This window comes from Halomonas sp. FeN2 (assembly GCF_020595105.1).
Classification (GTDB): Bacteria; Pseudomonadota; Gammaproteobacteria; order Pseudomonadales; family Halomonadaceae; genus Vreelandella; species Vreelandella neptunia.
In genome coordinates this window covers 1,140,582-1,154,308 of sequence record NZ_CP074200.1, presented here as the reverse complement: position 1 = coordinate 1,154,308, position 13,727 = coordinate 1,140,582, and the positions used below count along the sequence as shown (strand labels likewise).

12 protein-coding genes are annotated in these 13,727 nt (G+C 55.4%); 9 read left to right on the top strand and 3 right to left on the bottom strand.

Annotated elements, in window-relative coordinates; all coding sequences use genetic code 11:
* Positions 1-76: 76 nt before the first annotated feature.
* The gene (gene plsY / locus KF947_RS05390) at positions 77-649 is read left to right on the top strand and encodes a glycerol-3-phosphate 1-O-acyltransferase PlsY (protein WP_133729895.1); all 573 of its coding nucleotides are present in this window, start codon (positions 77-79) and stop codon (positions 647-649) included.
* On the opposite strand, the gene tsaD is transcribed toward plsY, so the two are convergent.
* Entirely contained in the window at positions 646-1,695 is a 1,050-nt protein-coding gene (tsaD, locus tag KF947_RS05385) for a tRNA (adenosine(37)-N6)-threonylcarbamoyltransferase complex transferase subunit TsaD (RefSeq protein WP_227405671.1), read from the bottom strand. The two genes, plsY and tsaD, sit on opposite strands and share 4 nt — an antisense overlap.
* A gap of 223 nt (positions 1,696-1,918) precedes the next feature.
* On the opposite strand from tsaD, the gene rpsU reads away from it, so the two are divergent.
* The 3 genes from rpsU (at position 1,919) to rpoD (ending at position 6,367) form a co-directional block, all read left to right on the top strand.
* Complete coding sequence (rpsU, locus tag KF947_RS05380) at positions 1,919-2,134, top strand: 30S ribosomal protein S21 (RefSeq protein ID WP_008956349.1); 216 nt, start codon at positions 1,919-1,921, stop codon at positions 2,132-2,134.
* Positions 2,135-2,421: 287 nt separating this feature from the next.
* The gene (dnaG, locus tag KF947_RS05375) at positions 2,422-4,290 is read left to right on the top strand and encodes a DNA primase (RefSeq protein ID WP_227405670.1); all 1,869 of its coding nucleotides are present in this window, start codon (positions 2,422-2,424) and stop codon (positions 4,288-4,290) included.
* A gap of 226 nt (positions 4,291-4,516) precedes the next feature.
* Complete coding sequence (gene rpoD / locus KF947_RS05370; protein WP_133729898.1) at positions 4,517-6,367, top strand: RNA polymerase sigma factor RpoD; 1,851 nt, start codon at positions 4,517-4,519, stop codon at positions 6,365-6,367.
* 146 nt (positions 6,368-6,513) lie between these two features.
* On the opposite strand, the gene KF947_RS05365 is transcribed toward rpoD, so the two are convergent.
* Complete coding sequence (locus tag KF947_RS05365; RefSeq protein ID WP_133729899.1) at positions 6,514-7,161, bottom strand: hypothetical protein; 648 nt, start codon at positions 7,159-7,161, stop codon at positions 6,514-6,516.
* 188 nt (positions 7,162-7,349) lie between these two features.
* Here KF947_RS05365 and KF947_RS05360 point away from each other — a divergent pair, with 188 nt between their 5' ends.
* On the top strand, positions 7,350-8,717 hold the full coding sequence (locus KF947_RS05360) for an L-serine ammonia-lyase (protein WP_133729900.1): 1,368 nt from the start codon (positions 7,350-7,352) through the stop codon (positions 8,715-8,717).
* On the opposite strand, the gene KF947_RS05355 is transcribed toward KF947_RS05360, so the two are convergent.
* A complete protein-coding gene (locus KF947_RS05355; protein WP_133729901.1) occupies positions 8,714-9,610 on the bottom strand; it encodes a LysR family transcriptional regulator in 897 nt (298 codons plus the stop codon). The two genes, KF947_RS05360 and KF947_RS05355, sit on opposite strands and share 4 nt — an antisense overlap.
* A 130-nt stretch (positions 9,611-9,740) precedes the next feature.
* Here KF947_RS05355 and KF947_RS05350 point away from each other — a divergent pair, with 130 nt between their 5' ends.
* The 4 genes from KF947_RS05350 to mtgA all read left to right on the top strand — a co-directional run bounded on the left by KF947_RS05350 (position 9,741) and on the right by mtgA (position 13,713).
* On the top strand, positions 9,741-10,724 hold the full coding sequence (locus tag KF947_RS05350; protein WP_227405669.1) for an MBL fold metallo-hydrolase: 984 nt from the start codon (positions 9,741-9,743) through the stop codon (positions 10,722-10,724).
* 45 nt (positions 10,725-10,769) lie between these two features.
* A complete protein-coding gene (locus KF947_RS05345; RefSeq protein ID WP_133729903.1) occupies positions 10,770-11,879 on the top strand; it encodes an S-(hydroxymethyl)glutathione dehydrogenase/class III alcohol dehydrogenase in 1,110 nt (369 codons plus the stop codon).
* A 252-nt stretch (positions 11,880-12,131) separates the two neighbouring features.
* Positions 12,132-12,986, top strand: a complete 855-nt coding sequence (gene fghA, locus KF947_RS05340) for an S-formylglutathione hydrolase (protein WP_133729904.1) — start codon at positions 12,132-12,134, stop codon at positions 12,984-12,986.
* Positions 12,987-12,996: 10 nt separating this feature from the next.
* Positions 12,997-13,713, top strand: a complete 717-nt coding sequence (gene mtgA, locus KF947_RS05335) for a monofunctional biosynthetic peptidoglycan transglycosylase (protein WP_227405668.1) — start codon at positions 12,997-12,999, stop codon at positions 13,711-13,713.
* Positions 13,714-13,727: the final 14 nt, after the last annotated feature.

Genomic DNA, 13,727 nt, shown 5'->3' with positions numbered 1-13,727 from the left:
GCGATTGTACGTTAGGATGGGGCTAAACGACAGTATATCGGGCTATCGAAACGGTCTATAAAGCGAGCAAATCGCCATGGTATGGATAGTGGTGGGTTATTTAAGCGGCAGCTGGCTGGCAGCGATCAGCGTTTGCCGCCTGGCGGGTGTGGGCGACCCCCGCCAACACGGCTCATTTAATCCCGGCTTTTCCAACGTGCTGCGCCTATATGGCCCCCGCTTAGCGGCAGCCACTCTGCTGTTAGATGCTTTAAAAGCCATGCCCGCTGTGCTCGGTGCCAAGCTATTGGACTACCCGGTCTGGCTGCAGGGGCTGGTGGGGTTGGCAGTATTACTAGGTCATAGTTTTCCGCTGTGGCACGGCTTTCGTGGCGGTAAAGCGGTCGCCAGTGCCTTTGGTGTACTGCTGGTATTGGTGCCCCAGGTGGCGTTACTGAGTGCAGCGATATGGGCGCTGCTGGTGTGGCGATTAAAAACAGCGGCGCTGGCGTCGCTAGTGAGTGCTCTCGTGGCGCCGCTTGCCTGTGGCTGGCTGGCGCCGGAGTACGTCATGGTGGTGGGGGGCTTCAGCCTGCTGGTGCTGGCACGACACGGTCTTAATATTCGTCGTCTACGACGTGGTGAAGAGCCGCCGTTTCGTGGTTCTTAGCGTGAGTCAGGCGGTGTCAACTGATCGAGAGGCCAGCGGGGCGTCGCCTGCATCATTCCAGGAGTGTCGTACTCGCCTGCCGCCAGACGTTGAGCACCGACATAGGCAATCATGGCGCCGTTGTCGGTACAGAATCGCCCGCGCGGGTAGTAGGCGCGGGCCTGACGTTTTTCGCACTCAGCCTGCAGTTGCGCGCGGAGGCGATGATTGGCGCTGACTCCGCCCGCCACTACTAGACGCTTCAATCCGGTTTGATCCAGCGCTCGACGGCACTTGATCACCAACGTATCGACAACGGCCTCTTCAAAGGCTCGGGCAACATCGGCGCGGGCCTGGGCGTCGAGTTCTCCGGCTGTTTCCAGTTGGCGAATGGCCGTCATGGTGTGGGTTTTAAGGCCCGAAAAACTAAAATCCAGTCCCGGCCGGTCGGTCATGGGGCGTGGAAAACGAAAACGCTTGGGGTCACCCTGTTCCGCTAACTTGGCGACCTGAGGGCCGCCAGGGTAGGCCAGTCCGAGCATCTTGGCGGCTTTATCAAAGGCTTCACCTGCCGCGTCATCCACCGATTCGCCGAGCAGTTGATAGCGACCCAGCCCTTGAACTTCGACGAGTTGGGTATGCCCCCCGGAGACCAACAGTGCAACGAAAGGGAACTCGGGTGGTTCGTCTTCCAGCATTGGTGCCAATAAATGGCCTTCCATATGGTGTACGCCGAGCACAGGGATGTTCAAGGCGCGCGCCATGCCATGGGCGGTGCTAGCGCCCACCATTAATGCGCCGACCAAGCCGGGGCCGGCGGTGTAAGTGATGCCATCCAGATCGCGGCGCGTCAGCTTGGCGTCGCTGAGCACTTGCTCAATCAACGGCAGCAGTTTGCGGGTGTGATCGCGAGAGGCGAGTTCGGGCACTACGCCGCCAAATTCGGCATGCATGGCGATTTGGCTATACAGCGCATCGGCAAGCAGCCCCTGGCCGCCGGTTAACGAGGTGTCGTAAAGCGCGACACCTGTTTCGTCGCAGGATGTTTCAATGCCCAGAACTCGCATAAAGTGGGACTCTCAAAGGCTATTCAAAAGATATAAAGATGAAAACTGAAGGGCGCTAGTCTAGCATTATCGCCGTAGGTCAGCGTAAGCATTTGCAAAGATGGTCAACGGCGACTAAACTACTGTGCGCTGTAAAACTGGGTCGTACACCGTGTTCTAAAATGTAATTTCGCAGTGTACGTACTATCCGAACTCAAGACTCCTTAAGGTAGGTGAGTGCTTAATGCCTTCTGTAAAAGTACGTGATAACGAGCCGTTTGACGTCGCCCTGCGTCGCTTCAAGCGTTCTTGCGAAAAAGCCGGTGTTCTTTCTGAAGTACGCCGCCGCGAGCACTATGAGAAGCCGACTGCTGAGCGTAAACGCAAAGCGGCAGCTGCCGTAAAACGCCACGCTAAGAAAGTTCAGCGTGAGCAAAAGCGTTTCGAACGGCTCTATTGATCCGTACCCGAGGGGGCCGGAGCAGTTAGCTGGCCGTCTCAAGAGGGATGCCAAGCGGCCGCCACTAGGTGGCCGTTTGTTTTTGACTGTTGTTTTTAAAGCCATCGTTTTCCAAAGCTGTCGTTCAAGACCGTCGCTGTTTACGATGATCTGATCTGGCAATGGGTCTGATGACCTTGGGCAGTGTCTTAAAACTGGTTTTGACCGGTTTTAAAAACTGTTTTTAAACAGGGCTTTTAAAAAACAGTCTCGAAAGTTAGCGCTTTGCGCGAGGATGCCCGTAGTTCATGGCAGGCCAAATTCCACAGCGTTTCATTGATGACCTGTTAGGCCGCGTTGACGTGGTCGAGGTGGTTGGTGAGCGTGTGCAGCTTAAAAAGGCTGGCCGTAACTATTCCGGGCTATGTCCCTTCCATCAAGAGAAAACCCCATCGTTTACCGTCAGTGCTGATAAGCAGTTTTATCACTGCTTTGGCTGCGGAGCTAATGGTAATGCACTACGCTTCTTGATGGAGTACGACAAGCTGCCGTTTCCTGAGGCGGTAGAGCAGTTGGCCGGTCGCCTGGGTATTGAAGTGCCGCGTGAAGGTGCTGATGACCCGCGTGCCCAGCAGCGGGAAAAGAAGCGCAAAGAGGGCGTTAACCTGCTCGAGCTCGCCGCCAGTTTTTATCGCGAGCGATTAAAGATGCAGGAGGGCCAGTCTGCCCAACGCTATTTGTCGGGTCGTGGGCTCTCAGACGAGGTGATCAAGACCTATGGCATTGGCTATGCCCCAGCGGGTTGGGAAGCGCTAAAACAGCACCTCAGCGAGCGTGGTATTGGTGAGTCGGTGCAGGTGGAGTACGGCCTGCTGATTCACCGTGAGGATACTGGGCGTACCTACGACCGCTTTCGTGACCGGGTAATGTTCCCCATTCGCGATTTGCGCGGCCGCACGATTGCCTTCGGTGGTCGAGTGATGGGTGATGATCAGCCCAAATATCTCAACTCACCGGAAACGCCCGTGTTCCATAAAGGTCGTGAGCTTTACGGCTTGTATGAGGCGCGCCAAGCCTCGAACAAGCTTGAGCAGCTGGTCATGGTCGAAGGCTATATGGATGTGGTGGCGTTGGCGCAATACGGTATTCATAACGCTGTGGCGACGCTGGGTACCGCCACCACGGAAGACCATTTGACCCGCCTGTTTCGACTGGTGAGTCGCGTAGTGTTCTGTTTCGACGGTGACCGTGCGGGAAGACAGGCGGCTAGCCGGGCTTTGGAAACCGCGCTGCCGCAAATGATTGACGGTCGTGAAGCGCGCTTTCTGTTTCTGCCCGAAGGTGATGACCCGGACACCCTGGTGCGCCGTGAAGGCACCCAGGCTTTTCAGGATCGCGTGACCTGTGCCATGCCGCTGTCGGAGTTTCTATTCGAACAGGCGGCCCAAGGGCGCGACTTGAATACCGTGGAAGGGCGTGAGCGGTTTGCCAGTCAGGTGCTCGAAGCATTGAACAAAGTGCCTGAAGGCATGCTCAAATCGCTACTGCTGGAGTCATTGGCAAAGCGAAGCGGGTTGGCGCAAGAGCAGTTGAAAGCACTGCTCGAAAAGCGTGTCCAAGCGTCGCGGCGATCCGTCACCCAAGGTGATGTTTCGCAGGAGCAGGCAGAGCAGGTGGAGCCCGATTCGGCCTCATCCTCCATGCCCGGAGCCGTTTTGGCAGCGCCAGCCCGCTCATCGCGCTCACGGTCTCAGGCGCTCTCCCCGGTTGGGCGTATCGTGCAGCTGTTATTGCATGAGCCCAATCTGGTAGCCACGCTCCCTGATCATTTGGAGTGGTTGCCGGAAGATGACGATGCGCCGCTATGCCGCGAGCTGATTGAACTGCTCAAGGCGGGGCGCTACCGCAGCCCGCAGGTGGTGTTGGCGCATTTTCAAGGCAGCCAGCAGGGGCAGGCCTTGGCTGCTTTCGCTAAGCGCGAGCTATTGATTCCCAAAGCAGATCGGGAAGCAGAGCTGAATGGCTTGGTGGAACACTTGCAGTACGTTCAGCGTCAGCGTTCTCCCCAAGAGGAGTACACGGCGTTGCTGGCGCAGGAGCGCGCCGGGCAAAAGTTGGATAAGGAGCAGCGCCAGCGTTTGGCAAGTTTGGTAATGGAGCTTGCCCAGCGCCAATAAGGCGGTGTCTTGGGCGATGGGGGTTGAATTCCTAACGTTTCAGCACCAGATATAGGGTCAGTCGCCAAACGTTGGCCTAACCGAACAAACTAACACACCTGAATTACCGCGCAAATACGTTGGGCTGGAAAATTTCCTGCTTTTTACGCTATACTGTACGGCTTGTTGAGTTTAATCGATTCAGCGCTCCAGGTGTTTCATTCTTCTTCGTCGAGATAGGGTTTCTATGGCTGGAAATGCGCAGCAGCAGTCGCGTCTGAAGGAGTTGATCGCTCGAGGCAAGGAACAGGGCTACCTGACCTATGCCGAGGTCAACGACCATCTACCCGAGGATATCGCCGACCCGGATCAAGTGGAAGACATCATTGGCATGATCAACGACATGGGTATAAGTGTCGCTGAAGAAGCGCCAGATGAAGACACTTTGATGATGTCGGATCAATCCACGGACGAGTCCGCTGCGGAAGAGGCCGTAGCGGCTCTTGCCGCCGTGGAAAGCGATGTAGGCCGCACCACTGACCCCGTACGCATGTATATGCGTGAAATGGGCACGGTTGAGCTTCTGACCCGTGAAGGCGAAATCGAAATCGCCAAACGGATCGAAGAGGGTACCCGTGAAGTGATGTCGTCTCTGGCCTATTTGCCGGGAGCCGTCGCGTCTATTTTGGACGCCTATGACGCCACCCAGGATGAAGAAGCGCCGGGGCGTCTTTCGGATCTATTTTCTGGTTTCATCGATCCCGATGAAGGCATTCCCGGCGTTGCCGAAGCAGAGGTGCCCGAGCCAGAGCCTGAGCCCGAAATTGACGACGACGTTGAGAGCGACGGCGACGATGAAGACGAGGACTCTACGGCCAGCGAAGGCGGCCCGGATCCCGAAGAGGCCCGTGCGCGTTTCGAGCAGATTCGCGAGCAGAACGCCTTGGTCGAAGCGGCGTTTGCCAAGCATGGTCGTGGTAGTCCCGAGCTTAAAGCTGAGCAAGCCCGCTTGGCGGTGCTTTTCTCGCCCATCAAGCTGGTGCCTAAGCACTTCGAGCGCTTGGTCGGTCAGGTGCGCATCAGCGTTGAGCAAGTGCGTGCCCAAGAGAAAGCGGTCATGCAGCTGTGCGTGAAAAAAGCCAAGGTGCCGCGTAAGACGTTTATCAAGTCGTTTCCTGGTAATGAGTCGAGCAAAACATGGCTGGATGAGTTTCAGGCAGCGCAGAGCAAGTACGCCGACCGCCTTGAGCCGCTGCGCGCCGACATCGCCCGTGCCCAGCGCAAGATCGCCTTCGAAGAGGATATGGTGCAGCTCTCGGTTGCCGACCTTAAAGAGGTGAACCGCAAGCTCTCTATTGGTGAGGCGAAAGCCCGTCGCGCCAAGAAAGAGATGGTTGAGGCTAACCTTCGCTTGGTGATCTCGATCGCCAAGAAGTACACCAACCGTGGTTTGCAGTTCTTGGATCTTATCCAGGAAGGCAATATCGGCTTGATGAAAGCGGTCGACAAGTTCGAATATCGCCGTGGCTATAAGTTCTCAACCTATGCCACCTGGTGGATTCGTCAGGCAATTACCCGCTCGATTGCCGATCAGGCGCGCACCATCCGTATACCGGTGCATATGATTGAGACGATCAACAAGCTCAATCGCGTATCGCGCCAGATGTTGCAGGAAATGGGTCGTGAGCCGACGCCGGAAGAGCTCGGCGAGCGTTTGGAAATGCCTGAAGATAAAGTTCGTAAGGTGCTCAAAATCGCCAAAGAGCCGATCTCCATGGAGACGCCGATTGGTGATGACGATGATTCACACCTGGGCGACTTTATCGAAGACGGTACCATGCTACTGCCCATTGATATGGCCACCGGTGAAGGGCTTATCGAAGCAACGCGCAACGTGTTAGGCGGCTTGACCGCCCGCGAAGCGAAGGTGCTGCGCATGCGTTTCGGTATCGATATGAACACCGACCATACGCTGGAGGAGGTGGGCAAGCAGTTTGATGTAACTCGCGAGCGAATTCGTCAGATTGAAGCCAAAGCGTTGCGTAAGCTGCGTCATCCCAGCCGCTCCGAGCCGCTGCGTTCGTTCCTTGACGAGTGAATGCCGTAAGTTTCGAATGGTGAGTGGTAGATAGAAAGCAAAAAGCCCGTCGTTCTCAGAACGGCGGGCTTTTTTTGTGTGGATGATGGTGGGAGGTGATCATTGCTGCGCTTAAGCGCAGCAATTGGATGCTGTAACCATAGAGTTTAAATAGTTGTCTGCCGGGCTTTGTAAATGCGATGGGCTAGTAGCAGCAACTCCAGGGTGGCGATCAGAATTAGGCTATAACCGAGTAGCTCGACGACTTCTTCAGCTACGCTCTTGAAGGTTCCTGAATAGCTGTCTTCAAGAATAGCTTGCCAAAACTCCTGCCGCCCATACAGGCGCGAGAATATATAAGTGGTCAGCACGCCTGCCGTAAACAAACCAAAGGCGAAGGTGTTGCTGTAATGAGCGAACTCCGCGAGAAAGTGTTGGCGCTGCTTAATCACCCAAAAGAGCGATGGGAGAATAATCAGCGCAACAAGCACCTTCCAGGTGTTATGAGCCACATAGTTATCTAAAAAGTGATCTTGTTCGCGCACCAACGAGGCGGCCACAAATGCCAGCAGCAGAAGCGTGACGGTGGGCCATACTTTAAGTACTTGGCGAATATAGATCAGCATTGCACAGCAGGTGGCCAGCACCAACGTTTGGGTAAATTCAGTAAAGCCCAGCTCAGAAAAGCGTACTGAGGGGAGATAAAGTGCTTCTAAGTAGGCACCTTGGGCAATCGCACCGATAAACAGTACGTACAACACCGCACGCACTAAAATGGTTTGAAACCCGATGGGCCAAGCAGGGGGGGAAGACATACCAACATCCTTTGTGGGTAAGCAGCGTCGCTATTCGCATATTAAAACATGCATGGGTGAATGTTCATTATATCGTCACACTTATGTGTTCGCACGTCGATATTGCGGTTAACCGCTCGACGTTTGGTTGTCAGCACTGCAAAGTGTCTAATCGGCAAGTAATAACAGCGTTGTGAGGTGTAACAGGCATGGCTATTAGTGTGTTTGATCTTTTCCGAATTGGTATTGGGCCTTCAAGCTCCCATACGGTGGGGCCAATGCGTGCGGCCCGCGACTTTGCCATGGCGCTTGAAGATACCAGCGTTACCCGGTTAGTGGTGAGGCTGCATGGCTCGCTTGCTGCCACCGGGGTGGGGCACGGCACCGACCAGGCAGTGATCATGGGGCTGATGGGAGAGGCGCCGGAAAGTATAGACCCGGACACGATTGCCGCGCGATTAAAAAAACTTGAAGAGGGTGAGTCGCTGGTACTTGCCAATGGTCAGGCAATCGCTTTTGAGGCCCGGAACGATGTCGAGTGGGATGAGGCGTGTCTGCCGTTTCATCCCAATGCCATGGTGCTGAGCGCCTATTGTGATGACACGCTGTTGGCAACCAATACGTTTTACTCCCTTGGCGGCGGTTTCTATGTCGATCAAGCTAAGGCTGAACAAGGCGAGGTTGGCGAAGACGCTACTGAACTGAAGTATCCCTTTAATACGGCAGCCGAACTGCTCATGCTATGTCAGCAGCATCAGCTGCGGATTAGCCAACTAATGCTTGAAAATGAAAAAGCCTGGCGTAGCGAATCAGCCATACGTGAAGAACTGCTGATCATTTGGCACGCCATGAGCGACAGCATCGAGAATGGCCTGCGCGCGACGGGCCATTTGCCCGGTGGATTAAATGTGCGCCGTCGAGCACAGCTACTCCATCAACAGTTGCTGCATCCGCCGAAAAATCAGCGGCTGATTGTGTCGAGTTTTACCGTGATGGATTGGGTCAATGTGTTTGCGCTGGCGGTCAATGAAGAGAACGCCGCCGGGCGGCGCATGGTCACCGCCCCGACCAACGGTGCGGCGGGCATAGTGCCTGCGGTGTTGGCGTACTATTTGAAGTTTGAGCCCGACGCTAGCGAAGCCGATGTGGTGGACTTTCTGCTGACCGCCGGGGCAGTAGGCATTTTATGCAAAAAGAACGCTTCCATTTCCGGTGCGGAGGTGGGGTGCCAGGGTGAAGTGGGCTCCGCCTGTGCCATGGCGGCCGCAGGGCTTGCCGAAGTGCTGGGTGGCTCGCCGGGCCAGGTTGAGAATGCCGCTGAAATTGGCTTGGAGCATAACCTCGGTTTGACCTGCGACCCGGTAGGAGGGCTTGTTCAAGTGCCCTGCATCGAGCGCAATGCGATCGCCTCCGTCAAAGCTATCAATGCTGCACGAATGGCGCTGCATGGCGATGGCGATCACTTTATATCGCTGGATAAAGTGATCCGTACTATGCGCGATACTGGCCGTGATATGCAGGATAAATACAAAGAGACCTCCAAGGGCGGGCTCGCTGTCAATGCCATCGAGTGCTAGGTCAGCGGGTTCCTGGGCAATAAGCTGTCAATGTTGGCGGCCAAATAGTCAACCAACTGGCGGATTTTGGGTGACAGGTGGCGGTGTCGGGGGTAGACCGCCCAGACGGCAGTATCATGGTGGCGAAAAGGCTCAAGAACGGCCACCAGCTCACCGCTGGCCAGGTAGGGGCCAACATAATAGTCGGGCAGTTGCGCAAGCCCTAGCCCTTTAAGTGCGGCATCTAATAATGCAGGGCCGGAATTACCGCTCCAGCGCCCTTCTACGCGCACCTCACGTCGTTGACCGTTCACTTCAAACAACCAATTAGGTCGTGATCCAATCAGGCAGCGATGCTGGTTAAGCTCGCTCAGCGTATGCGGGCGTGGCGCTTGGCGGAAGTAGCTTTGTGAGCCGACGATATACTCGCGGCGGTCGCACAGTCGCCTGGCGATTAGGCTCGAATCCTTTAATACTCCCATCCTGATGGCAATATCGTAGCCTTCCTCAATCAGTTCTACCGGACGGTTAGTAAAATGCATATGGACGTCCAGCTGCGGATGTAAACACTGAAAGTCATTAACCAACGGGGCGATAAAGCGCTCACCGAAGGTGGTGGCGGAGGTGAGTTTAAGCAGCCCATTGGGCTTGTCCTGGAGTTCACTAAGCGCCTGCTCGGCATCGCGTAGCCCATCAAATAGATGGCGACAGTGTTCAACGTAGATAGTGCCTGCGTCGGTTAAGCGGATCTGGCGGGTGGTGCGATAGAGCAATTGCACGCCCAGTTGGTTTTCGAGTTGACTGACCAAGCGGCTAATATGCGAGGTAGATACCTTTAAGTGGCGGGCCGCAGCAGAGAACGTGCCTAAACGCACTACCTCAACAAAGGCTTCGATACGGCTCCAGTGCTGCATGCCAACTCCTCGGGTTGATAGCGATTATTGCTGTGTAGCAATAATCTTGTGAGTGTATCCCGGTTTATCAAGAGCGCCTAGGTGGCTTACACTGTTAGTATCGCTGGCCTATCAATGGAGCCTTTTATTTATGCCTATATCTTTATCTCGGTGGTCTCGCGGTGCCCTAGCAGTGGCCGTGAGCGCTGGCTGGGCAGTCAGTGCTCAGGCGGAGCTGCCCACCCAGCAGCAGGAGCAGGCGCCAGGTTGGTTTCGCATGATGGTTGGGGAGTATGAGGTAACCGCGCTATACGATGGCCATACGGCTATTGATACCTCCTTGCTAAAAGGCATGGAGCAAGAAGATATTCTCCGCCACCTGGATGCGCTATTTATCGATGCAGAAAGTGGCATGCAAACTGCGGTCAATGCCTTTCTTATTCACACTGGTGAGAACCTTGTGCTGGTTGATGCCGGCTCAGCTGCCTGCTTTGGCCCATCGTTGGGTCAGGTAGAGAGTAACCTGCGTGCTTCTGGTTACTCGCCGGAGGATGTTGACACGGTGCTGATGACTCATCTGCATCCTGACCATGTGTGTGGTTTGGCCAATGAGGAGGGTGAAGCGGTTTATCCCAATGCTGAACTGCGTGCCAGCCAAGCGGATGCCGATTTTTGGCTGGATGAGGAGCGTGCGGCTGCGGCTCCTGAAGCCAATCAACCCTTCTTTACCATGGCTCAAGAGGCGGTAGCGCCTTATCAGGAAGCTGACCGTTTCAACCCTTTTACGGCCGGTGATGAAGTGCTGATGGGTGTCGTTGCCCAAGATACCCATGGCCACACCGCCGGACACTCAAGCTTCATGCTGAACAGCGATGATGACGCCATGCTGGTATGGGGTGATGTGGTGCACAGTTACGGCGTGCAATTTGCCGACCCCACTGTGGCCATTGAGTTTGACTCAGACCCCGAGCAAGCCATTCGCACTCGAGAAGAAGTGCTCGAAAGCGCGGTTGAAGATAAGCACTGGGTCGCCGGTGCCCACATGCCATTTCCCGGCATTGGTCATATCGTAAAAGATGAAGAAGGCTACCGCTGGCTGCCGATTGAGTTTGGCCCAGTGGCAAGTGACGAGTAACGCCTTAGTTTTTGTTTTTGAAGTAATGAACGTTTAGGAGTCAATATGAAGTCACGCGCAGCTGTTGCACTGGAAGCGGGTAAACCGCTTGAACTGGTTGAGATTGATGTTGAAGGCCCTAAGGCGGGAGAAGTGTTGGTTAAGATGGCTGCGACAAGCGTTTGCCATACAGATGCTTATACGCTTTCCGGTGCTGATCCCGAAGGTAACTTCCCTGCGGTGCTGGGCCATGAAGGTGCCGGCGTTGTTCAGGAAGTCGGCGAGGGCGTCACTAGCCTTAAGCCAGGCGACCATGTGATTCCGCTCTACACCGCCGAGTGCGGCAAGTGTAAATTCTGTCTGTCGGGTAAAACCAACCTATGTGGTAGCGTGCGCGCTACCCAAGGCAAAGGGGTCATGCCCGACGGCACCTCGCGTTTCTCACTCGATGGCAAAATGCTTCATCACTACATGGGTACCTCCACGTTTAGTGAGTACACCGTGTTGCCTGAAGTCTCCCTGGCGGTGGTTTCAAAAGAAGCGCCCATGGATAAAATTTGTCTGTTGGGTTGTGGTGTGACTACCGGTATCGGTGCGGTGCTGAATACCGCTAAAGTAGAGCCTGGCGCCACGGTGGCGGTGTTTGGTCTCGGGGCTATCGGTTTGGCCGTCATTCAAGGCGCGGTAATGGCCAAGGCGGGGCGTATTATTGCTATCGACGTCAATGCTGATAAGTTCGAGCTGGCCAAGCAGTTTGGCGCCACCGACTTTGTGAACCCGAAAGAGTACTCAGACCCCATTCAGCAGGTCATTGTCGATTTGACCGATGGCGGCGTTGACTACTCCTTTGAGTGTATCGGCAACGTCAACGTGATGCGTTCAGCGCTGGAGTGCTGCCACAAAGGCTGGGGTGAATCGATCATCATTGGTGTAGCCGGTGCCGGTGAGGAGATCTCCACACGGCCGTTCCAACTGGTCACCGGACGGGTCTGGAAAGGCTCCGCTTTTGGCGGCGTAAAAGGGCGCAGCGAGCTGCCGGGCTACGTTGATCGTTATATGAACGGCGAAATCAATATCGACGATTTCATTACTCACGATATGCCGTTTGAGAAAATCAACGAAGCGTTTGAGTTACTGCATGCGGGTAAGAGCATTCGTACCGTGCTGCATTACTAGGCTCTGTGGCTCGATGCCGTGCCAGTGCAGGTTTCCGCGAGGGCGCTGTGAACCCATCCGTGGGCGCTACTTTTGACATCCCTGTCAAAAGACCCTCGCTTCAACCTACCCTGGCACTCCGTTATCGTGTGTTTTACAGACAGTCATTCGGCCTGTGCACAGCATTATTAAGTAGTATAGAAAGCACGTTTGAAACGCTAAAACGCGGTAGGGTGGACCTGCCGCGTTTGCTGCATTTAAAGGAACCTGCCCATGAGCATGAGTGAAACTCTAGAACTGGTGTCCGCCAACCGTAGTTTCGGTGGCTGGCATAAGCGCTACCGCCACTACTCCCGTGCGCTGGATTGCGACATGATCTTCGCCGTTTACTTGCCGCCCCAGGCAGAAAACGAGCGCGTACCGCTGCTGTGGTGGCTCTCGGGGCTGACCTGTAATGACGAAAACTTCATGCAGAAAGCGGGCGCTCACCGTATTGCCGCTGAGCTGGGCGTGGCGATTGTTTGCCCTGATACTAGCCCACGGGGCACCGACTTGCCCGGGGAGCATGAAAGCTATGATTTAGGCTCGGGTGCCGGTTTTTACGTGAATGCCACCGAGTCACCCTGGAAGTCCCACTATCGCATGTACGATTATGTGATCGAGGAGTTGCCTTCGGTGGTGCGTCAGCACTTCCCGGTCAATGGGCGCGAATCGATTAGCGGGCACTCAATGGGAGGGCACGGAGCGTTGATCCTGGCGCTGCGTCATCCAGGGCGCTTCCGTTCAGTGTCGGCCTTCTCGCCGGTGGTCAATCCGATGAACTGCCCTTGGGGTCAGCAGGCATTTAATACCTATTTGGGAGAAGATCAGTCACGCTGGCGCCAGTACGATGCCTGCGAACTGGTTGCCAACGGTGCATCACGTCAACGGCTGTTTATCGACCAGGGCGAAGCGGATCAATTCCTGGAGGAGCAGCTTCAGCCAGAGCGTTTAGAAGCCGTTTGCGAAGAGCACGATCACCCGTTAACGCTGCGCCGCCAGCCGGGCTACGATCACAGTTACTTCTTCATTGCCTCGTTTATCGAGGATCATCTGCGCTATCATGCAGATCACCTCATGAAGCGTTAAGGATAACTGGATGCTCAATCGCTCGTTGCGCCGTGTTCTGCGTCTGCTATGGCGGATTGTTTGGCGCGGCGTGTTAGCGTTTGTGCTGCTGTCGGTCGCGCTGGTCTTGCTGTTTCGGTTCGTTCCTCCACCGGGGTCGATGGTGATGGTCGAGCGCAAAATTCAGAGCTGGATCCATAGCGATCCGATTCGTATACAGCGCGAGTGGCGAGGCTGGGATTCGCTCTCGGTAAACGCCAAACTGGCAGTGATCGCTGCAGAGGATCAGCGCTTTCCGCATCATAGCGGATTTGATCTGGTTGAATTGCGCCGCGCATTGCAGGCCAGCCAAGACGGTGGTCGACTGCGCGGTGCCAGCACCTTGAGTCAGCAAACGGCTAAAAACGTTTTTCTGTGGACAGGTCGTAGTTGGACACGGAAGGGGCTAGAAGCGTGGTTTACGCTACTGATCGAGATACTCTGGAGCAAGCAGCGTATTTTGGAGGTTTATCTCAACGTCGCCGAGTGGGATCGCGGTGTATTTGGCCTAGAGGCCGCTGCTCAGCACTATTTTGGGGCCTCTTCGAGTTCGTTAACTGAACGCCAGGCAAGTCTTCTCGCGGCTATCTTACCCAGCCCGCTGACGCGCAGCGCCGCACGTCCCGATGCCCAGGTTGAGCGGCGAAGCCAGTGGATTCGCCAGCAGATGCGTAACTTAGGTGGGGCTGATTATTTGCAACATTTATAGCGGGCTTCATCCAC